We start from the raw sequence: 20433 nt of genomic DNA on the forward strand, positions 1-20433 counted from the left end.
CCGGCGACGGCAGACGATGGATACCATGTCCATCAGGTGGGGGCGGGGTCACCCCCATGATGTTCGCTCCTATAGAAGACAACAAAGAGTTGGAGCATAATTCCAATGCACAAAGATGGACAGTGCCGGACCCACCTTTTCATACATGCATATAGGGACCGATTGGAGAGATAATATTGTTAAATAAAAATGATGATTTTGTGTTATGGACGACGTCGTTATATCAAACAATGTCCTGACCCGCCGGTCTCTCTATTAACTGTTAGGCTGTGCCAATAACCCGAGGAGGGGAAATGAATTTAAAAATAGCAACGGGAGATCACTGGTTCCGTTTTCAGAGTAGGGAATTCAAAATCATCGAAGCAGGCATATCAAGTAATCAAGCTTATGCCACAACTGAGCCTCATAGTCAGGATTTGGTCAATGAGTTGTGTATCCGTATTAACAGAGATAAAAAAATTTCTGTTTATCTTGGTGATAATTATGTCTGCTTTCCAGAAGACTATCCACAAATTTTAGTAGGGTGAAAATGGCATGGTGCTGTAATGGAGCCGTATAAGCCCAAACTTACGCTCAAGCGGGTCTACGCAAAAGCGCGCAGACCCTTAGACCCACGTTAGACCGCAAGTCTAAGTCCGTTCTATTTTGCCCTATGCCTAAAAAGAAACCTGCTAGAACCGAGCCCAGAAATGTACGCCCAGAAGTACGCCGATCAGTCCTTATTGAAAAAATTTTTCATGGTGTCAAACATGGGCTAGCTGAAGCATCGCGCTCATGAGATCGCCTTTGGGGATATCCGGTTGCCAACCATGACGGCATGCATCATCGAACTCTTCATTGGAATTACCGCCCTGCTGGTATTGCTCGACGCTCTCGCGCCATGGTTCCTCCGCCGTGCCTTTCGGGCGCCGCGAATGGTGGAAAAAGGCACGCCAGCCCGTTTTAATCTGCCTTACCAGGAAATTTCCCTTGCCACCGAAGGGAGCAAACGGCTTTTCGCCTGGTACATTCCCGCGCCACAGATCACCTCCTCACCCCTCCCGGTCCCGGTCATCGCGGTTATCCACGGATGGGGAGGAAACGCAGAGATGATGTTGCCTTTTGCGCCAGTTTTACATCGTGCGGGTTATCCGCTGCTATTTTTTGACGCAAGGAATCATGGCAAGAGTGATACGGATGATTTCTCTTCCATGCCCAAATTCGCCGAGGATCTAGAGCATGCCATCGATTGGCTCGAAGCCAGGCCTGATGTTGCGCCGGGGCGGGTCGCTATCTTGGGTCATTCGCTGGGGGCGGCGGCGGCCTTGCTGGTGGCTTCCCGCCGCCGTGTGGCGGGGGTGGTCAGTATTGGCGCCTTTGCCCATCCTGCCGTGGTGATGCGCAGGCTCATGGCAGCTCATCATGTCCCTTACTGGCCGGTAGGGCGTTGGGTGCTCAAGACGGTAGAGAGGCAAATTGGTGTGAGTTTTGCCGATATCGCTCCCATTGCGACTATCCAGCGGATAAAGTGTCCCGTGTTGCTCGTCCATGGCGAGGACGATGCCCAGGTACCGGTGGCGGACGCCAGGGCGATTTATGCGCAGCGCAAAAACGAACGGGTGCAGCTATGGGTTTTGCCCAAGGCGGGCCACAATTCCATTCACAAAATTGAAGATTATGGAGCGCAATTGGTAGCCTTTTGGGATACTATTTTTGGGTAATCATCAAGCCATTCTGCCAGTTCCTGCCAGCTTACTTGGCGGCGGAGAGCCGTTATTAAGAAGACCTACGAAGGTGTTTCTTCAGGGTCTCATTCGAGCGCCTGTTCCAGGTCGGCAATCAGGTCGGCGGCGTCCTCCAGGCCGATGGAGAGCCTGATCATGGCATCGGAAATGCCGCGCCGCATCCGCTCCTCCGGTGACAGACCATGATGAGTAGTAGTCACCGGCATGGTAGCGAGGCTTTCCACCCCGCCCAGACTGGGCGCGATGGCAAAGAGTTGGAACCTGTCCACCGCCCGCACTGCATCCTCATAGGAACCATTCAGTTCCAGCGTCAGCATGCCGCCGAACCCTTTCATCTGAGACCTGGCCACCGCGTGGCCGGCAAAAGCGGGCAGCCCCGGATAAAATACCCGAGCCACTTTTGGATGCTCTGTCATTGCCTCCGCAACTGCCTGCGCCGTGGCATTTTGTCGCTCCACCCGCACGGTCAGGGTGCGGATGCTGCGCGCAAGCAGCGAAGCCGTTTCCGGAGCGATCACGGTGCCCAGATTCTTGCGCCAGTTCCACACCGATGCCAGCAGATCTTTGGATCCCATTAATGCACCGGCGGTGATGTCGCTGTGACCCCCCAGATACTTGGTTGCGCTGTGAATGACGAAATCTGCGCCTAGTGCGAGCGGGTTCTGGTTTACCGGTGAGGCGAAGGTACTGTCCACCGCCACCAGAGCGCCGTATTCATGGGCCATGCCGCTAATTTTCCGAACGTCGAGCACTTCCAATGTAGGATTGGTCGGTGTCTCGAAAAATACCAGACCCGCCCCGGTTTCCAGTAACATCTTCAACCCGCCAAGCTCGCTGCCGAGTAGGAAGTGGGTGGGAATGCCCAGTTCGGGCAACTGGCTGGAAAGGAGTTCCATGGTGCCGCCGTAGGCGTCGCCGATGCAAACGATGCCCTTGCGTCCGTAGGCGAGGAACAGCGCCGCTTCGGCAGCCATGCCCGAGCTGAATACCCATGCTGCCTCCGCATCTTCCAGCGCGGCCAGCTTTTCCTCCAGGCTGAAGAGGGTAGGATTGAGGCCATAGCGGGTATACAGGCTGCCCGACTTGCGTCCTTCCACCACATCAAGCAAGTCGGCGGTGGAATCGAACTTGAAGGTGGTGGTGGTGTAGATCGGTGTGTGCGGCGAACCGTGGAGGTCCTTCAGCTCTCCGGCATGGACGCAACGAGTGGAAAGGCCGATGTTCTTCTCGTTCATTCCTACCTCCTCAAGAAAGCGTTCCCAAATGGCATCCAACCGTAAAATCCTGGACAGATTTTCTCCGGCGACAGAACTGCAATGTTCAAAGGCTGAAGCCCACTCCGGTCACCTATATGGGAGAAAAGCCCTCACCGCACTTCTCCGCAATCTATTTGGAGGATCCGCACCGGCAACCCATTGCGGATAGTAGATCTTCGCCCAACGGGCGTAAAGTTACCGTGTTCGCCAGGCAGATGCTGGGATAGGATTTGGATTGATTAAGACTTCGGCAACCGAAGTTTTGGGGTCCAGAACGACGGTCGTCTGCTCTGGACCGTGGTCATATCGTCGATACCCTTTGGCCCGAGGCACGATAGACTATGGATAACCTGCGCCAACCGTGCATCCGAACCACCTTCAGTTTTTGACGGTGCGTAACCATTCCATCTGCGGGATTCTCCCCAAACCCTCGTCACCCCCTATGAAGCGATGCCTTCCTCCAGGAAAATCCTGCCCTCCTGCAGCACCTGCCGCAGGGCGTCCGGAGACAGTCGGTAATACACCATCTTGCCGTCGTTGCGCATATGCAGCCATCCCCGGTCATGCAATGCCCGGAGTTGATGGGATGCGCCGGCGATACTGAGATCCAGGACCTGCGCCACGTCGCAAACACACAACTCCTCTCGCGCCAAAGCCCGCAGAATGCGGAGCCGGGTGCGGTTGCCCAGCACCTCGAAAACACGGGCGAATCGCGCAATCTGTGCCTCTTCCTCAGCCAGGCGATCGCGGATACCCGCTACTTTTTCGGGTTCAAAGCAACGGATACGGCAGCGAGGTGCAGTGCTTGAATCTTTCATTTGAATGAATATAATAATGACTCACGAGATTGTCAACGACTCGCACACGTCACGGCATCGTCGCTTCAAGACGGGGAGGCGAGAACATGAGCCTGCCGAGGCAGTGGAAGTCTTCAAAACAGTGCTCCTGATTGCCCACAGATAAAGGGAAAGAACAGTGCGATGGACCATTAGGAGTGCTGGCCGAGAGGTGCAATCAGAGAGGCGCCTTTCTGAAGGATCGGGCGTTTTGTCAAAAGGCGGACAGAGGGAAAGCGCTGTTTTTTCGCCGAGACAGGCGCTTTGCGGGGAGAGGGCGGCAGCATCATCCGCCGTAATGTCTGCTGTGCGCGTGCACCGGCACTCGGTGCTGACGATTTTGGTCCTGGCAGTTTTGAGTGGCTGCGCCAGTTACCATCCGCGCGTGCTGGTGCCCTCAGTGACCGCAGCCGCCTTTCAGGCGCGCAGCCTTGATAACCCGAAACTAAGGACTTTTCTCGCCCACTATGGCTGCCCGCCGAAGCACTGGCCCAAGCGGCATTGGAATCTGGATGATCTTGCCCTGGTAGCCCTTTATGAAAGTCCGGAACTGGCCGCCCAGCGTGCCCACTGGGCAGTTGCTCGTGCGGGTGTGATCACCGCCGGCCAACGCCCGAATCCCCGTATCAGCTTCCTTTCTCAGCACCACAGCATCGCCCCTGGCGGAGTTTTGCCCTGGACGCTCGGTTTTTCCTTCGATGTGCCCATTGAAACGGCGGGCAAACGGGGGGACCGCATCCAACAGGCCCTTGACCTCGCATCCGCCGCGCGATTCCAGGTAGGCGAGACCGCCTGGCAGCTGCGCACCCGTGTCCGCCAACGATTCCTGGACCTGTTTGCGGCCATAGAGCAAATCAAAGCACTCAAGGCCGAAACAGCGGTGCGCAGCCGGATGCTGGAACTGATATCACAACGTTTCTCCGTCGGCGAGAGCGCCACGTTTGAGGTAAACAGCGCCCAACTGGCCTTACAACGGACGCAGATGGCGCTAGCCGCCGCCAAGGCGCACGCCGCCAGTGTGCGGGCGGCGTTGGCTGAAGCGCTGGGCCTGCCGGTAGGCGCCATTGCCGACACGCGTTTCGACTTCACGAGCATAGACCGTCTTCCCGCGTTGCAGCAGCTATCCACCAGGACCTTGGAACGGATGGCATTGCTCCACCGCCTGGATCTTCGGCGCGCTTTGGCACAATATGCCGCCGCCGAGGACACCCTCAAGCTCGAAATCGCAAAGCAATATCCCAACATTAATTTGGGCCCAGGTTACGAATGGGAAGAAGGGGATAGCCGGTGGTCGCTGAGCTTGTTGTCCTTAACCCTTCCCCTGCTGAATCAAAACCAAGGCCCAATCGCCGTCGCCAAGGCACGCGTGACGGAAGAATCTGCGCGCTTCGCCGCCCTGCAGGCCCAGGTGATCGGGCAAGTCAGTCAGGCCGTCGTTGGCTATCGCGGCGCTGTACAAACACTCCATACGGCGCAGAACCTGTTCACAATCCAAACGAAACACCAGCGCATGCTTGATCAGCGATTTGCTGCGGGTGCCATCGGATCCGTAGCCATGCTCGGTGGGCACTTGGCGTCTCTGGTAGCGGCCCAGGACCGGCTCGCCGCCTTGTATCAGGCACAACAAGCCCTGGGTACCTTGGAAAATGCCCTGCAGCGGCCCTTTACGGAGCATCTTTCTCTCAAACCTGCACTTCACGAAAAATCCCCATCCGGTCGCGAGAGGGCGCGCGCATGAAACGCAATTTGGTCATTGCGGGCATATTGGCCGCATTGCTGTTCCTGGTCATCCTGACCTGGTTTGGCGCGAGGGCGTACCCCGAAGGCGGGGGCGGCGCTAAAACAGACCCCGCCCATGAGATGCCGATGACTGTTACTGCGCACGGTCTGAAGGTCGTTGTCTTGGATGCGGCGCTGCAGGCGCAGGCCAGTATCCGCACACGACCCCTTACCCCAGCGCGCTATCGAGCCCAAGTCAGTGCCTATGGCGTGATCCTTGACCCACTACCGCTCCTGAAGTTGCGCACAAGCTACACCGCCGCTCTGGGTCAGGCAGGGGTGACTCGTGCCACCGTTACTGCTGCGCAGGGGGAGTATGAACGGCTGCGCCACCTGAATCGAGACGGCCAGAACATTTCCATCAAAACCGCACAGGCGGCGCAGGCGGCGTATCGCTCGGACCAGGCACGCCTCACTGCGGCATTGGCCAATGCCGCCAGCTTGCGGCAGATGGCGCTTACCCAGTGGGGATCCGCGCTGGGGGGCTGGATACTGGGCAAAGTCGGCGCCCCCCTCACTCGCCTGTTCAACGGCCATGATGCCCTCTTGCTGGTCACGTTGCCGCCGAGTCTGGCCATTCCCTCCATGCCGCCGGTTGTCCATGTTGAGAGCGGCAAGTCGACCGCCTACACCGACGCCTGGCTCATTTCCGCTGCGCCGCAGAGTGATCCCAGCGTCCAGGGTGAGACCTATTTTTACCGGATGCCCGCACACCATGTCCGCATCGGCATGCGGGTAGCAGTGGATGCGCCGCTGGCAGGACGGGCGACGCAGGGCATTGTGGTGCCGGATTCCGCAGTGCTGTGGTATGCCGGTCAAGCCTGGGTCTATCTACAAACCGACGCGGACCATTTTGTCCGGCATCTGGTGTCCACGCGGAATCCGGTCCCGAGCGGCTGGTTCGAGACGGATATCAGACCGGGACAACGGGTGGTGACGCAAGGTGCCCAACTCCTGCTATCCCAGGAGCTGTTGGCCCCGCCGTCGGCAAGCCACGAGGCCAATGAAGACCAGGACAACGACTAAATTTCAGTCGTTGACTCGCCCACCGCACTTCGGAATCCGCCATGCTCAAAGCCGTTATCCGCTTCTCCATCCGCTTTCGCGGGATGATCATCGCCCTGTCGTTTTTATTGGTCGGCTACGGGCTGTACACCCTCTCCCACATGGAAATGGAGGCCTTCCCCAACTTCACACCGCCATTAGCGGTGGTTGATACCGAAGCGCCGGGTCTTTCGCCCGAGCAAGTGGCGGCACTGGTCACCCAGCCCATCCAGAACGCATTATCCGGGATAGCCGGTTTGCAGGCCATGCGCTCTCGATCCATTCAAGGCCTATCGGTGATTACCTTGACGTTCCATAACGGGACGGACATTTACCGGGATCGCCAGATCGTGGCCGAACGGCTGAACACCGTCGCCGGACAGTTGCCGCTCAGTGTACGCGCCCCCTTTCTGACCCCGTTGACGTCGGCGACGGGCGTTGTCCAAGTGCTGGGTCTTACGTCGGACACCCGCTCGCTGATGACACTGCGCACCCTGGCCGATTGGCTGCTCAAGCCACAACTGCTCAGCATCCCCGGCGTGGCCAATGTCGCCATATACGGTGGGCAAGTGCGCGAGCTGCAGATCCAGGTCGAACCGGAAAAGCTGGTCCGTTTCGGATTGACCTTCCAGGACGTCGTTCGCGCTGCGCAACGGGCCACCGGAGTACGGGGGGCGGGCTTCCTGGAGGATGCCAACCAAAGGATCGCCATACGCACCGAGGGCCAAAGCATCACCGCCGCCCAGTTGGCGAACGTGGTCATCCTGCGTCACCAGGGTGCGGATGTCCGGTTGGGCGACGTGGCGCAGGTAGCGGCGGCCCCGGCGCCAGCCATCGGCGGTGCCACCATAGGGGGCAAGCCGGGGGTCATCCTTAATGTCGAGGAGCAGTACGGTGCCAACACCCTGGCGGTGACCAGGGTGTTGAAGGATCGGCTCCGACAACTCGAACCGGTACTGGCGGCGCAAGGCGTGTCTTTGCATCCGGATCTTTTCGGGCAAGCCAGTTACATAAAAACCGCCATCGCCCACTTGCGCACGGCGCTGCTGGTAGGGGCCATCCTGGTCGTTGCCGTGCTTTTTCTCTTTCTGTTCAATGTGCGCACCGCCTTGATATCGGCCATCGCCATCCCGCTCTCATTGATCACCGCGGTCATCGTTCTCAACGCGCTGGGCGCCAGCATCAATACCATGACCTTGGGTGGACTTGCTATTGCCATTGGCGAAGTGGTGGACGACGCCATCATCGATGTCGAGAACATCTTTCGGCGTCTGCGGGAAAACCGCGCCCGGCCACAACCCTTATCCATCGCGAAAGTGGTGCTCAAAAGTTCGATGGAAGTACGCGGAGCGGTGACTTACGCCACCTTTATCGTGGCCTTGGTCTTCCTGCCGGTACTGTCGCTCTCCGGGGTAGCCGGTAAGTTCTTCGCGCCGCTGGGGGAGGCTTATATCGCGGCCGTCTTCGCCTCTTTGGGTGTTGCGCTGACCGTGACCCCTGCCCTGGCTTACCTGTTGCTGGGACACACGCCAACCAGCCCAATCGATCATGCCTGGATCCGTGCGCTCAAGGCGGGGCAAGCGCGGGTGCTCGCCGCCATCGCGGGCCAGCACCGGTGGCTGATGGTAGGGATCACGATATTATTCCTGGCCGCAGCGGCAGTCTTCCACTCGTTCGGAAGTAATTTCCTCCCGGAGTTTAGTGAACGGCATTTCATCGTGCATGTGTCCACTGCACCGGGGACGTCGCTTGCCGAGTCGCTGCAACTCGGGCGCCACATATCTATGGCCTTGAGCCGCATCCCCGCGGTCCGCTCGGTGGCACAGCGGGTGGGGCGGGCGGAGAGAACGGGTACGGATACTTACGGCGTCAACGTGAGCGAATTTATCGTCGGTCTCCAATCTCTCCCGGGGGAGGCCCAGGAGCAGGCCCTGACCCGGATCCGCAAGACCCTATCGGGGTTTCCAGGGGTGAGTTTCTCCGTTGAAACCCCTCTGTCGGATCGTATTGAAGAGACAATCTCCGGTTACACCGCGCCGGTAGTAATCAGCGTCTTTGGGACCAATTTCGATGCGCTCTATGAAAAGGCGCGGGAAATCGCCGCGGTTCTCAAGCACCTGCCCGGCGCGGTAGACGTGCAGATGCATGCGCCTCCAACTGCGCCGCAACTGGTCATTAGCCTGCGACAAGCGGCGTTGGCACGTTGGGGTTTTGCACCGGTAGATGTGCTGGATGCGGTTCAGACCGCCTACGCGGGCACCGTAGTTGCGCAAACCTATCAAGGCAACCGGGTGTTCAATGTGGTGGTAACGCTTGATCCCGCAGGGCGGCGTAATCCCGCGCAGGTGGGCAATCTGCCGTTGCGCAATCCAAATGGATTGATGGTACCCTTGCGCGATTTGGCCGACATCCATGAAAGCCCTGGACCCTATGCCATCCTCGAAACCGCAGGACAGCCGGTACAGACCGTCACCGCAAATGTGCGCGGGCAGGCGTTGAGTAAATTTGTACATGCTGCGGAACAACGAATCCACGAAGCCGTCTCTTTCTCCCCTGGGACCTATGTGACCTTTTCGGGTGCGGCGGCGGCCCAGGCGAAAGCGCAAAACGAACTGCTCATGCACGCGCTGATGGCGGGGGTTGGTATTGTCCTCCTGCTCTACATCGCTTTGGGCAGCATGCGAGCCTTGTTCCTGGTACTGCTCAATCTACCCTTCGCCCTGGTTGGTGGGGTGACCGCCGTGTTGCTTACAGGCGGTGTGCTGTCCCTTGGATCTTTGGTAGGGTTCGTAACCATTTTCGGCATCACTTTACGCAATTCCATCATGCTGATTGCCCATTACCAACATCTTGTTGGGGAGGAAGGGGTGTCCTGGGGGCAGGATGCGGCGATTCGGGGTGCACAGGAGCGGCTGGTACCGATTCTCATGACCGCTTTGGTCACGGCCTTGGGCCTGCTGCCCCTGGCGCTCACCAGCGGGGCGCCGGGCAACGAGATCGAAGGACCAATGGCGCAGGTCATTCTCGGTGGCCTGATTACATCTACCGTTTTGAATCTGCTGGTGCTACCCATTCTGGCCATACGCTTCGGGCGCTTCGGGCAAGCCGTAGCGAAGGTATCGGCCTATTAAAGAGGACCAAAAAACACGGACCCTACAGCTAGGCTGCAGTGCCGTTAGATCTGGTCCGGCCGCCCGTGTATTTAAGGAGCGGATGAATATTGGAGTCAGACTGCCATCCGGATTTACTGGGCGTAAGACGGCTGGCATCTTGTTTTTTCGCCAAAAAAGATCACATGGAATGCCATGACTCAATCGGGTGGGGACTCTTGTGCATTGTCGATTGCAAGACCCTCAAGGGCCCACCATACTCCTACAATAGCTTGTTTCGGCCTTTTTGCCTGGAAGTCCCGGTGGGAGTCTAATGAACGATTTGCCAATTTACCTCGACTACAACGCCACCACCCCAGTAGATCCCTTAGCGGCACAGGCCTTGGAGCCATGGCTGCGGGAGCGTTTCGGCAACCCTTCTTCCGCACATCTTTATGGCAAAGAGGCAAAGGCGGCAGTGGAAACGGCGCGGGCGGAGGTGGCGGCGCTGATCGGCGGGCGGCCGGAGGATATGGTTTTCTGCGGCAGCGCCACGGAAGCCAACAACCTGGCGATTTTCGGGGCGGCGCGGGCCCTGCGGGGGGAGCGGCGCCACCTGGTCACGTCGGCGGTGGAGCACCCCTCGGTGATGCAGCCCATGCGCTGGCTGGAAGCGGAGGGCTGGCAGCTCACCGTGTTGCCAGTGGACGGCACGGGCCGCGTGCGCATGGAGGCGGCGGCGCAGGCGATCCGCCGCGACACCGCTTTGATATCCGTGATGCTCGCTAACAACGAAACGGGGACGATGCAACCCGTCTCGGAAATCGCCGCACTCGCTCATGCCTACGGCGCATTCATGCATGTGGATGCCGCCCAGGGAGCGGGCAAGATCCCGATCGATGTCCATGATCTCGGCGCCGACCTCCTCACTCTGGCGGGGCACAAGTTCTACGCGCCCAAGGGCGTGGCCACCCTATATGTGCGGGAAGGAACCCCCATTTTGCCGATCATGGCCGGGGCGGACCACGAACGGGGCCTGCGCCCTGGAACCGAGAACGTGCCGCACATCGTGGCCTTGGGCACCGCGGCCCGGCTGGCACAGGAGGGGGTGGCGGAGGAAGCGGCACGGCTGCGCTTATTGCGGGATGCCTTGCAGGAACGGCTGGTTATCGCCATTCCCGGCCTGCTGCTCAATGGCCACCCTACCGAGCGCCTGCCCAATACCTTGAATCTCTCTTTCCCCGGCGTGGCGGGCTGGCAACTCCTCGCCGCCGCCCCGGAGATCGCCGCATCCACGGGCTCCGCCTGTCATGCGGGCGGGCATACGGTGAGTGATATTCTGGCGGCGATGTCCATGCCCCGGGAACAAGCCTTGGGTGCGATCCGTTTGAGTTTGGGCCGATTCACCACCACGGCGGAGATCGACGAGGCGGCGAACGCTCTGATCAACGCCTGGCGCGGGCTGGCAGGCGCGGTAGGCTGATGGACGCCGCGTCTTATGACGCCTGGTACGATACCGCTCGCGGGCGCTGGATCGGCATGGCCGAGTTCCGCCTGCTCTCCAGGGTACTACAGTCCCGGCCGGGGGATACGCTTCTGGATGTGGGCTGTGGTACCGGGTGGTTCACCCGCCGCTTTGCCGAGGAGGGTCTCCTCGCCAGCGGTCTGGATCCGAACCCGGACTGGCTCGCCTTCGCTCAAATCAAGGGGCCTCCCGCGATCCGCTGGATCGTGGGGGATGCCCGTGCCCTGCCTTTTCCCGACCGCAGTTTCGACCGGGTGGTTTCGGTCGCGGCCTTGTGCTTCGTGGAAGACGAGCGCCAAGCTGTGGCCGAGATCGTGCGGGTGACGCGGCAGCGCTTTGCCATCGGCTGGCTCAACCGGACGAGCCTGCTCTACAGGCAGAAGGGCCGGGGCGGTGGAAGCGGGGCCTATCGTGGGGCGCGCTGGCATCGTCCCCGCGAAGTGCTCGACTTCTTCTCCGGCCTGAGAGTGCGCCGGCTGGCGGTACACTCCGCCATATTCCTCCCTTCCGGGAACCGCGTGGCGCGGGCGATGGAACGGGTACTGCCCCATACACTGCCCTGGGGCGGCCTGGTGGTAATCTCGGGAGAGGTAGGATAGGTTTTTAGGGCCAAACCAGATTGGCCTTTGACCCTGAATGAAAGCCCCCTCCATGATCTCTCCGGCATTCCGCTGCTCTATAGAATCCGGTACTGGCTGTCCAGCTTCGACCTTCCCATCCTGGTGGGAGCCTTGGGGCGGCGTGCGTCAAAGATTCTGCCCTTGTTTGAGGGGTTCGGGCAAAAGAGACACCCCCGCAGCCGTCTCCACCCGCGCGAAATAGGCACTCAACTCCGGCGGCAGCGTGATGTCCTCCAGAAGGCGCAAACCGGTCAGATCGCCGGTGATGAGCGTGTCCGCGACAGAAAATACCGGCGTATAGAAACCATGACGGGCGATACGGTCCGTAATCCCGTTGAGCTCCGCCTCCAGGGAGGCATACCACTGATGCCGCCGGGCCTGCAGTCCTTCCAGGGTGTCTCCCAGCCAGCCCTCCATCCGTTCCCGGTAGAAAGTCATGGCGCGGGGATCGTCGCCGAGCCCGGGGTATTGCGGCAAAGTCGGTGCAATCAGCCGAAAAAGCATGCCGCTGATGCGCGCGCGCCAGGCCAGCACCGCCTCCAGATCGGCGGCGGCGATGGCTCCCAGATGGAGCGGCGGCGTTGCCGGGAAACGCCGATCGAGATCGGCAATGATATCCAGGGATTCGCCTTGGCGGTCTCCATCAGGATAGATAATGACTGGAAGCCGCTCAAATCCGCTGATGTTCCGGAAATGGTCTGGTCCATAAAACCGCGCAGGCAGCTCGGCAAATTCAATATTTTTGTATCCCAATGCCAATCGTACCCGCTGGCAGAAAGGACAGAAATCGAAGTGGATCAAAGTCAACATGGCAAAACCTTGGCAGGGTGGGAGGAGGAAAATAACCCATCGAAATCCGTTGACAAAATCTATGCGTCATAAGTAGTATGAGCAAACATACATATGTAACATGACTTATGTCAATGAGGTGCCTGCCGTGGATTTTGAATCCTGCCCCGCCGTCCTCCTGGGACCCGTCTTCAAGGCCCTGGCTGAGCCCAACCGCCTACGCATTCTCTGCGCCTTGGGGACGGAATGTCGGCCAGTGACCGACATTATTCATGCCACCGCTCTGCCCCAAACCAATGTGTCCTTCCATTTGCGCATCTTGCGCGAGGCGGGCCTCGTCCGTGCAGAGCGCCGGGGAGCCTTTATTTACTATTGCCTCCCCGATCCGGAGTTGTTGGCGATCCTGCAATCGTTGCAGCTTTGGGTGGCCGCACATGCCTCATTGGCCAATACTCAGGATTCGGAAGATATTAGCAACGAAAGCGTTTCCATGACCAAAAGGAGGGCCAACTCATGTGGATAAATGGCGGGTGGGGCTGGACGCCCTGGATGATGATTTTCCCTTTGTTTTTTCTGGTGCTGATGGTGGTTTTCATCGTTTTCATGATGCGCGGCGGCATGGGCGGCGGCCCCATGTGCGGGGGTTCGCACAAAACATCGGGCGCAGCAGAAACTCCGCGGGAAGCCCTGGACCGGCGTTACGCCCGGGGCGAGATCACCCGCGAAGAATACCAGCAGATGCGCAAGGATCTGGAATAGTACGGAAGGAGTAGGGATGGATACGAAAGAGCACGCGGCGTTTTTCCCGGCCACGGTCATGCCCGATCCCGACTGGTGGCAGGCCCTGTGGCCCGATCCGGAGGGGGTCGTCATGGCTTTGGGTGTCAGGCCCGGCATGACGGTGCTGGATCTTTGCTGCGGGGATGGCTATTTCACCGCCGCCCTCGCCCGGCAGGACGGCCGAATCCTCGGTTTCGATCTGGACGAGCAGATGCTGGCCGCCGCCGCGTCGGTGTGCGCCGGGCTGGGAAACTGCACCTTTCTGCAGGGCGACGCCATGGACCTGCATCGGCTGCTCCCCGAGCCGGTGGACTATTGCCTCATGGCCAATACCTTTCACGGCGTGCCCGAGCAGACGGCCCTGGTCTGGGAGATCGCCCGCGTCCTGAAGCCCGGCGGGCTTTTCGCCGTCGTCAACTGGCACGCCCGCCCTCGGGTAGAAACACCGGTCCTGGGGCAGGCCCGCGGACCGCGCACGGAACTGCGCATGACGCCGGAGCAGGTGCGCGCCGTCGTCGAACCCTCTGGTCTCCGGCTGGATCGCGTGGTCGAACTTCCTCCGTATCATTACGGCGCCATTTTCCGGCTTCCCGGTTAACGGGAAAAGTGGGGATGCTCCGCAGGTTCCGGGACATTCCCTTTCCATCAGGTTCTGCAGTTCAGGAGGTTTACAATGGAAACGAAAGCACCAGAAGGTCAGGCGGAGAGTCCGCAGGAAGCATCTGCAGCGACAAAAGAAGGCGGCGGTGAGTCCATGGGCATGGGCATGATGAAAAAAATGATGGGTCAGATGGGCCAGGGCGGCGGAGGCCCCATGGCGATGATGCAGAAGATGATGGGTCAGAAAGGAGAAGGGGCGGAAAGCGGCGGCAATCCCATGCAACAGATGATGGGGACGTGCATGGCAATGTGTACGGAAATGCTGGACACCATGCGTCGCACCACTTCCCTGGCGGTCTATGCGCAGCCTGAACTGCACCAGCTTTTTGAAGAATGGCTGGCGGCCCGGGAAGGTGATGTTCTAAAGCTGATTGAGGAGCGCGGCAGCCTGGACCCTGAGGCGCTGGCCACCGCGCTGTCCATGAGTCCGGCGAGCGTGACCACCCTGCTGGCCCATCTGCAGAATCAAGGGAAGATCCGCCTGCATGCGGAAATCATCGAAAAGTCCTAACGGCTGACGGTTTCCCCGGGACGGGCATGTACCGATGCGCGTCCTCCGGAATGATCGCTTGCTCATTGGGCATCATGTCGTTGAGCATATTGAAAAGGGATACTGATGAAGAAACAAATCACCATCATAGGCAATGGGTTCGCATCCCTGTTTTTCGTTAGGTATTTTCTCGCCATCCCCATCTTTCCTGTCATCGCCTATTTTTTTCGAAGGATATATTCCCGATACGACATCACAGTCATCGGAAATGGTAAATTCATTTATTTTCCAGCAATTCCTGAATTTCTCACAAAGAAGCAAAACAAAGCAGATGTCACCATTGATATTCGTCCATTCCTAAGACGACGAAACATTCGCTTTATTGAGGGTACGGTTGTCGATATACAGGACGGCGGACGGACCGTGATTACCCATGATGGAGAATACAAGAATGATTATCTATTTATTGGTATAGGGCCATCCTTTAGAAAAGACGACATTCCTGGAACAAAAGACTATACATATTCGCCATGTTATGGTCCTGATGACATGGATGTATTTGTAAAGAAGCTGGAATCCCTGAGTGCTGGTATCATATATGTCGGCTACAAGATTAACCGGATGGACGGTTTCGTTGCCGGACGTCCCGGCCCCATGTATGAATGCGCCTGCCTCCTGGATTACGCATTGAGAGAAAGGGAGGTAAGAAATAATTTTGAGATTCATTTCTTCTCCCCAGATAGAAGTCCGGGAGAGAAAGGCGCGATAACCGATCGACTGCGTGAGCGCGGGATCATCCTTGACGATGGATATGAGCCGGCAGAATTTTTAGATGGAGGGATGGCTGATAAGGATGGCAGGTTCAGGAAGGCCGATTTGGTCCTCTATTCTCCTGAAATAACGGGACCATCGCTTGTGCAGAAGTCATGCCTTCCCGTGTCTATTGGTGGCCATATTGATGTAGATAAATATGGACAGGTAAAGGGGCTGCCTCATGTTTTTGCCGCGGGAGATTGCGCTAATCACGAGAATCCGCCGCCATGGGTGCCGCATCAAGCCCATATGGCTCAACTTCGAGCTAGCGCAGCGGCGAAAAACATGAAAGCAATTTTAAATGGTAAAGGATCCACGAATCTTTATAGACAGGAGCTTTCATGTATACTGGACATGCAGAATGATGCCATGTGGCTACACAGATCGGAAGATGGTAGACCCCCGTTTCGAAATATCTTTCCGCGGCGTTCGAAGAATTTGATTTTTGTAAAAGAAGCATTCGAACGAATATTCCTATTCTATCTGCGGTATTTGTAGTCGTGCACCACCATTCGGGAACCGCATCCAGCGCCATACACTTGCTTAAATGCGTAGACATCTCATAGCGCTCACCAGTGGAGATTGACCGCCTTCCAGTGCTAACCTGGGACTATAGGGGTTTAAATCGCCAATGGCAGCTAACAGTCTGGACCGGTCTTTCGGTAGAGAAACTCTACAGGAGGTATCTAATCGGAGAGAGTTCAGGTAAAAGTTTCACAAACTGTACACCATCTCACTCCAACCAGAAAGCTTCTGCACACACTCCTCACAGACATTCATCTCCCAACCCATGGCGCAGCAAGTATCGTCAAAGTAGGACGGACAACCCCATGTGTGGGTTCTTCCGTGCAAAAGCGAGGACTGCGGCTACAGATATTAAGCCCACTAGGTGACCTGGCTGATCCAGTCCTTGGGAGCGGTCAGCTTAGCTATCTCGATGTTGTAAATCTCATGCCCCTGCCGAATCTGGTAGTTGGTATGTACCCATTCCCCGGCCCCGTAGTAGCGAGCCTCCTGCAGGAATCTCTCGCGGTCGATACCACCCAGAAGCCACATGCGTCGTTTGGCGATTTCGTAGGTCATGAAGAAGACCTGGTCGATTGGTTCATCCGTATGGCGGGCGGTGATTTTGGCGGTATAGTCCTCACGGGGTAGCACCTTGCGCTTCACCGTCTTGACCCCAATGCGAATGTTCAGGGCCGTCACGAAGTCGGGCTGACCAGATGCATCGTTTAGTACCCATTCAAAACCTTGGATTCCCTCGTGCTTGAACCACGAGTTAAAAACCATTTCGCCCAGGTTGCCCACCCATCCCTCATCGGTGGCTGCCTCGGTGCGTTCCTAATGGATACGAACGTACTACACGACGATATCAATGGCTACAGCATAATTCTACATGTAATATTAAAGCATTATGTAATGCACTTAGGCATTTCTATGCGCTAGCTGATGGGTCAGGAGGGAGAGCCGTGATAACGAGATTTAGTCGTCGTCGCTCTTGCTAAAACCATTGAATGGCCCGACTCCAAACATATAGCCATCAAACGATGTCGGGTCAGAGATCATCTCAGCGGCGCTATCAAAGCTATCAAGGTGGGAAGCACAAAAGGACCCAATAAGACCTGAAAGAGTAGGCAAGCCCTCTTCCTCTGTAATGTTTTTATGACACTCCGCAGGACGATCAATATGAGCTAATCCCGTGTCTTGGCTCCATCTATCGGGAAGGCCGGTGAAAAAGTTACGAATCTCTCCCCAGAAAGTAGGGAGTGGCGGATCATCAGCAATCTGTGAGTTCTGGATATTATTTGCTTTCATGTCGGAGTCCTCATTCCAACGGATATATCTGATCTGATACCACAATGGAAGTCGGAATACAAGATTGTATCTATATTAATCCTTTTAGGATTCATGAAAGTAGGTTGTTTCAAGGTGCGCCACCCTGAACTTCCACTGCCTCTTGCGGGCTATTTGTGGCCGCGACGGATGCCTTATCAAAATCCTTTTGTGCAACCTCGGCGGTGTGCGCTGCCAAAGCTCCTCCTACATTCAGTGCCGCATCCGTTGTGTCCGCAACTTCATTCACTGGTCCCGGATGCCTGGTCTCTCCATCCGCAAGGTTGTTGACGGCGGTGGGTGCGGTCACCGCGTTCACTACGGTGCCAGCAATCGGGCTGTTCAGAACAGGACTGTGAAATCCTTTGTTGTTGGCTTTATAAAACCGTGCGCCAGTTCCAGGAGCGTAATCTTGTCCACCAGAGTTGGCACCATAGAACGCATCGGTGGCCCCCTGAGCGGCATCAGCTTTCGCTGCCGCCGCTCCAGGGGTCGGCCCTCCTGGGGATGTTTCTGTGGCACTATCCACTCCAGCGTTGAAGGCCGGAATGCTGGATATGGCGGCATTATTCCCCGCAGCATTGGTATTGTGAGAGATTGAACCAATCTGTTGCTGCGCCTGTTCGGCAATGTGTGCAGTCTCCCCACCAAACGCCATGTTTCCGGTTATGGCATGAATGAAATTGTCGGCGTTACCCCATTTGCCTTCCCCGCCTGCTCGCCGATATGCGTACTGGGCGGCCCATGCGGCTTGTGCAGATTGGCTGGTGTCACCAGACTTTTTGGCAAGCTCTAAGCCCTTACCAAAAAGTCCACCCAGACCGTTGGCCTCTGCCATGGCTTCCGTAAATGGTATTGCCGGATGACCAGACGCTCGGTTCTGAATAGCAGCACCTAATGTTGCGGTATCGTAGCTTTGGGCTGCACCCTGACCTGACTCATTTTTTGCGGCTTCGGCAAGTGACTGCGCTTGCTGTTGAGCCACTTTGGCCTGTGCTGCATCCGCCCAGGTTTGCCGGGCCATTTGACCAAGGCTGGCCTTTGTTCCTTGGCCGGCTTTATTCTCCACTCCGGAATCAACACCGTTAAAGTGATCCAGATTCCTGCTGCTGGTGAGCGAGTTCAAAGCGGCTATCCCTGCGGTAGTGTTCAGCTTGTCCGCAATTTTTGAACCTTCTTCGCCAGTGATGCTCATACCCGCATCTGCCATTGCAGCGACAACCTTTCCACTAGAGATTCTGCCGAGAATTTTGCCGCCCATATTCGTTTTTAAGTGCGCCGAAAAATCTGCGGCCTTATCTTCCGCGAGGCCTGTTGCATTGCTCACAGAGTGCTGTGCGCTTTGCATCTGAGCATAAGCCTGCTTTGCACCGTTATTATCCTTTAGGTAGCTGTTGAGTGCTGTGCTTTTGTCATTCAAAAGCGATGACGTTGCTTCTCCGAGCTGCGTTGCACTGGCAGAGGCCTCTTGTGCCTTTGCAATAGAGGCCGTTTGGGCTCCTGTTACCGCGCTACTCGTGTTGCTTGCACTCGATATACTAGAGGCATTTAGCGCCGATTCCATGTCCATCACCCGGCCATTACCAGGGCTGGCAAACGTCCTCTCAGATGTGTTGCCCGCCAGGGTGCTTGCGCCCGCCGTCGGCGTGGACTCGCTCATGTTCTTGTCCATCACGCTGTCACCACGGATGGCCGTTCCAAGCTGGGAGAAGCCGTAATAGGATCCTGACAGGATGGCGAATGTCAGTACGGGTGTCAGGCCCATCATGAGGTTCGCCATGGAAAGATTGCGCTGCACATGATCCAGAATCATCCCGATGTTCGATGGGCTGGTCATGGGGACGCCGCCCAAGTTGGCACTGATTTTCTTGAACGATTCGCCGACGATCTCCTGGGAGTAGTCATTGATCAACGCGGCGACAGGCATCCAGCTCTCGGTCCATGCGCCAAAAAGCAGGAACTTCCCGAAATTACTCAATCCCGCCATCCCCTGCATCATGACGACACCGATCACGATAGGGGTCATGGCGAAAAACAGGAATTGGAGAATCGCCATAAGAGGCAGCATGTTCATGCCGAATAATGATGCGGTACCGGCATTCATGGCCGCCTGGCGTCCGAAGGCGGTAGCCTTGGTAACGCAATACGGGTCTAAGGCGGTTGGCATATTAGGGTCATAAACGGACAATCCGACGTGCTCCCCAGCCTGGAATGCACAATTCAGGATCATGTTGTTCATGTAGTCGTAGCCGGTATTGGCCGTACCCTGGAGCATGGTGCCGACCATCATGCTGGCCGACGCAGGTGTCTGCCCGTTCAGACTGGATCCGGTCGTCTTTTCCTGTAGCAGATCGTTAAAATTCGGGACACCGGCACTGGTGGTGCCATTCTGGAAGTCAGACCAGGCACTTGCCAAAGTCTGTGATGCGGTACTGCAGGGTACGGTGTGCCCGGATACGGGTTGATCGGCGCTGTTCACATACAGCGTGGCTTCGGCATTAGCCAGAGGGAGCTGTTGACCAGTTGTACAATTCAGGCCAAAGAAAGCGCAGGTCAGGCTTCCCGCCGTGCCTATTTCTCCTTGTGAAACATCGCTGGTAGGTTCGATGCAGGAAGCTACAAAGCTGCTTACTGAATTGCTCATTGGTGCTTGTTTCATGGAAAACAGACTGTACAAACCGCGCAATTTGTAAGTCAGTGCCAATGGCCCATCGAATCCGTAGACACCACCATTGCCATTAGAACCGGTAAACAGGCTGGTATCCGTATTGTTTGCTTGCTGAAAGGCCTGGCCGATTTCCTTGCTGGCCTCATAGGAAACAGTGGAGAAGATCGACGCGGTATAGGCAACCCCTATGGGTACTCCATCGACGATACTGGAATCTCCGTTATACATATTTTCCAGGTTGACCGGGGTTTTGACAGCGAACATGATTGCGAAGAATACCGCCAGAAGGAGGACCTGGTGCATCTCGAATCGCTGCTTGAGCATCGAGGTGACGAAAAGAATCACGAGGGTTATTACGAGTCCCAAAGCAATCAGGGCGCCGCCGCCAAAGGCGCCGTTATTCCCGGCCCAAAGGGTGTTGTTTGCCGGATTGAAAAGCATCTGCAGCGCGGTCAGCGCCGAAAAAAAACTGTTCAGATTGCCTACGACATAGATATTTGGAACCACGTCAAAGCCCTCTTTTGCCG

At 57.1% G+C, this 20433-nt stretch carries 18 protein-coding genes; 12 read left to right on the plus strand and 6 right to left on the minus strand.

Features of this window, described 5'->3' with window-relative positions:
• Positions 1-293 precede the first annotated feature (293 nt).
• Both H2515_RS00970 and H2515_RS00975 read left to right on the plus strand, forming a co-directional pair.
• Positions 294-527, plus strand: coding sequence for a hypothetical protein (locus tag H2515_RS00970; protein WP_198660689.1), 234 nt, complete (start codon positions 294-296; stop codon positions 525-527).
• A 282-nt stretch (positions 528-809) separates the two neighbouring features.
• Positions 810-1700 carry an alpha/beta hydrolase gene (locus H2515_RS00975; protein WP_232821484.1) on the plus strand — a complete coding sequence of 297 codons (891 nt, stop codon included), beginning with the start codon at positions 810-812 and terminating at the stop codon, positions 1698-1700.
• 89 nt (positions 1701-1789) lie between these two features.
• On the opposite strand, the gene H2515_RS00980 is transcribed toward H2515_RS00975, so the two are convergent.
• Complete coding sequence (locus tag H2515_RS00980) at positions 1790-2959, minus strand: trans-sulfuration enzyme family protein (protein WP_232821485.1); 1170 nt, start codon at positions 2957-2959, stop codon at positions 1790-1792.
• 461 nt (positions 2960-3420) lie between these two features.
• On the minus strand, positions 3421-3798 hold the full coding sequence (locus tag H2515_RS00985; protein WP_198660691.1) for an ArsR/SmtB family transcription factor: 378 nt from the start codon (positions 3796-3798) through the stop codon (positions 3421-3423).
• Between the two features lie 316 nt (positions 3799-4114).
• Between H2515_RS00985 and H2515_RS00990 the strand changes: the two genes are divergently transcribed.
• From H2515_RS00990 to H2515_RS01010, 5 genes are all read left to right on the plus strand, one after another.
• Complete coding sequence (locus H2515_RS00990; RefSeq protein WP_232821486.1) at positions 4115-5554, plus strand: TolC family protein; 1440 nt, start codon at positions 4115-4117, stop codon at positions 5552-5554.
• On the plus strand, positions 5551-6621 hold the full coding sequence (locus H2515_RS00995; protein ID WP_198660692.1) for an efflux RND transporter periplasmic adaptor subunit: 1071 nt from the start codon (positions 5551-5553) through the stop codon (positions 6619-6621). Before H2515_RS00990 ends, H2515_RS00995 begins: the two co-directional genes overlap by 4 nt.
• Positions 6622-6662: 41 nt before the next feature.
• Complete coding sequence (locus H2515_RS01000) at positions 6663-9770, plus strand: efflux RND transporter permease subunit (protein ID WP_198660693.1); 3108 nt, start codon at positions 6663-6665, stop codon at positions 9768-9770.
• A 292-nt stretch (positions 9771-10062) separates the two neighbouring features.
• Complete coding sequence (locus H2515_RS01005; RefSeq protein ID WP_198660694.1) at positions 10063-11211, plus strand: cysteine desulfurase family protein; 1149 nt, start codon at positions 10063-10065, stop codon at positions 11209-11211.
• The gene (locus H2515_RS01010; RefSeq protein WP_198660695.1) at positions 11211-11852 is read left to right on the plus strand and encodes a class I SAM-dependent methyltransferase; all 642 of its coding nucleotides are present in this window, start codon (positions 11211-11213) and stop codon (positions 11850-11852) included. The genes H2515_RS01005 and H2515_RS01010 overlap by 1 nt, the downstream gene beginning before the upstream one ends.
• 147 nt (positions 11853-11999) lie before the next feature.
• On the opposite strand, the gene H2515_RS01015 is transcribed toward H2515_RS01010, so the two are convergent.
• Positions 12000-12683, minus strand: coding sequence for a glutathione S-transferase (locus tag H2515_RS01015; protein WP_198660696.1), 684 nt, complete (start codon positions 12681-12683; stop codon positions 12000-12002).
• A 127-nt stretch (positions 12684-12810) separates the two neighbouring features.
• On the opposite strand from H2515_RS01015, the gene H2515_RS01020 reads away from it, so the two are divergent.
• From H2515_RS01020 to H2515_RS01040, 5 genes are all read left to right on the plus strand, one after another.
• On the plus strand, positions 12811-13185 hold the full coding sequence (locus H2515_RS01020) for an ArsR/SmtB family transcription factor (protein WP_198661383.1): 375 nt from the start codon (positions 12811-12813) through the stop codon (positions 13183-13185).
• Positions 13176-13421, plus strand: coding sequence for an SHOCT domain-containing protein (locus tag H2515_RS01025; RefSeq protein WP_198660697.1), 246 nt, complete (start codon positions 13176-13178; stop codon positions 13419-13421). The genes H2515_RS01020 and H2515_RS01025 overlap by 10 nt, the downstream gene beginning before the upstream one ends.
• A gap of 16 nt (positions 13422-13437) precedes the next feature.
• Complete coding sequence (locus H2515_RS01030) at positions 13438-14040, plus strand: class I SAM-dependent methyltransferase (RefSeq protein ID WP_198660698.1); 603 nt, start codon at positions 13438-13440, stop codon at positions 14038-14040.
• A 75-nt stretch (positions 14041-14115) separates the two neighbouring features.
• Entirely contained in the window at positions 14116-14613 is a 498-nt protein-coding gene (locus H2515_RS01035) for a MarR family transcriptional regulator (RefSeq protein ID WP_198660699.1), read from the plus strand.
• Positions 14614-14718: 105 nt separating this feature from the next.
• Positions 14719-15903: an NAD(P)/FAD-dependent oxidoreductase gene (locus tag H2515_RS01040; RefSeq protein ID WP_198660700.1), complete on the plus strand. Its 1185-nt coding sequence runs from the start codon at positions 14719-14721 to the stop codon at positions 15901-15903.
• A gap of 387 nt (positions 15904-16290) precedes the next feature.
• Here H2515_RS01040 and H2515_RS01045 read toward each other — a convergent pair whose 3' ends face one another.
• The 3 genes from H2515_RS01045 to H2515_RS01055 all read right to left on the minus strand — a co-directional run bounded on the left by H2515_RS01045 (position 16291) and on the right by H2515_RS01055 (position 20413).
• Positions 16291-16713 (minus strand): hypothetical protein, encoded by a 423-nt coding sequence (locus H2515_RS01045; protein ID WP_198660701.1) that lies wholly within the window; start codon positions 16711-16713, stop codon positions 16291-16293.
• A gap of 174 nt (positions 16714-16887) precedes the next feature.
• Positions 16888-17220: a hypothetical protein gene (locus H2515_RS01050; protein ID WP_198660702.1), complete on the minus strand. Its 333-nt coding sequence runs from the start codon at positions 17218-17220 to the stop codon at positions 16888-16890.
• Between the two features lie 109 nt (positions 17221-17329).
• Complete coding sequence (locus H2515_RS01055) at positions 17330-20413, minus strand: conjugal transfer protein TraG N-terminal domain-containing protein (protein WP_198660703.1); 3084 nt, start codon at positions 20411-20413, stop codon at positions 17330-17332.
• Positions 20414-20433: the final 20 nt, after the last annotated feature.

It is taken from the genome of Acidithiobacillus ferrivorans (assembly GCF_016250455.1).
Lineage (GTDB): Bacteria > Pseudomonadota > Gammaproteobacteria > Acidithiobacillales > Acidithiobacillaceae > Acidithiobacillus > Acidithiobacillus ferrivorans.

What these genes read in the sequence shown, in the direction of transcription:
- H2515_RS01030 (WP_198660698.1), top strand. Translation starts at nt 13,438, where the DNA reads ATGGATACGAAAGAGCACGCGGCGTTTTTCCCGGCCACGGTCATGCCC.
- H2515_RS00995 (WP_198660692.1), top strand. Translation starts at nt 5,551, where the DNA reads ATGAAACGCAATTTGGTCATTGCGGGCATATTGGCCGCATTGCTGTTC.
- H2515_RS01025 (WP_198660697.1), top strand. Translation starts at nt 13,176, where the DNA reads ATGTGGATAAATGGCGGGTGGGGCTGGACGCCCTGGATGATGATTTTC.
- H2515_RS01040 (WP_198660700.1), top strand. Translation starts at nt 14,719, where the DNA reads ATGAAGAAACAAATCACCATCATAGGCAATGGGTTCGCATCCCTGTTT.
- H2515_RS01000 (WP_198660693.1), top strand. Translation starts at nt 6,663, where the DNA reads ATGCTCAAAGCCGTTATCCGCTTCTCCATCCGCTTTCGCGGGATGATC.
- H2515_RS01050 (WP_198660702.1), bottom strand. Translation starts at nt 17,220, where the DNA reads ATGAAAGCAAATAATATCCAGAACTCACAGATTGCTGATGATCCGCCA.
- H2515_RS00970 (WP_198660689.1), top strand. Translation starts at nt 294, where the DNA reads ATGAATTTAAAAATAGCAACGGGAGATCACTGGTTCCGTTTTCAGAGT.
- H2515_RS01005 (WP_198660694.1), top strand. Translation starts at nt 10,063, where the DNA reads ATGAACGATTTGCCAATTTACCTCGACTACAACGCCACCACCCCAGTA.
- H2515_RS01015 (WP_198660696.1), bottom strand. Translation starts at nt 12,683, where the DNA reads ATGTTGACTTTGATCCACTTCGATTTCTGTCCTTTCTGCCAGCGGGTA.
- H2515_RS00980 (WP_232821485.1), bottom strand. Translation starts at nt 2,959, where the DNA reads ATGAACGAGAAGAACATCGGCCTTTCCACTCGTTGCGTCCATGCCGGA.
- H2515_RS00990 (WP_232821486.1), top strand. Translation starts at nt 4,115, where the DNA reads ATGTCTGCTGTGCGCGTGCACCGGCACTCGGTGCTGACGATTTTGGTC.
- H2515_RS01010 (WP_198660695.1), top strand. Translation starts at nt 11,211, where the DNA reads ATGGACGCCGCGTCTTATGACGCCTGGTACGATACCGCTCGCGGGCGC.
- H2515_RS00975 (WP_232821484.1), top strand. Translation starts at nt 810, where the DNA reads ATGACGGCATGCATCATCGAACTCTTCATTGGAATTACCGCCCTGCTG.
- H2515_RS00985 (WP_198660691.1), bottom strand. Translation starts at nt 3,798, where the DNA reads ATGAAAGATTCAAGCACTGCACCTCGCTGCCGTATCCGTTGCTTTGAA.
- H2515_RS01035 (WP_198660699.1), top strand. Translation starts at nt 14,116, where the DNA reads ATGGAAACGAAAGCACCAGAAGGTCAGGCGGAGAGTCCGCAGGAAGCA.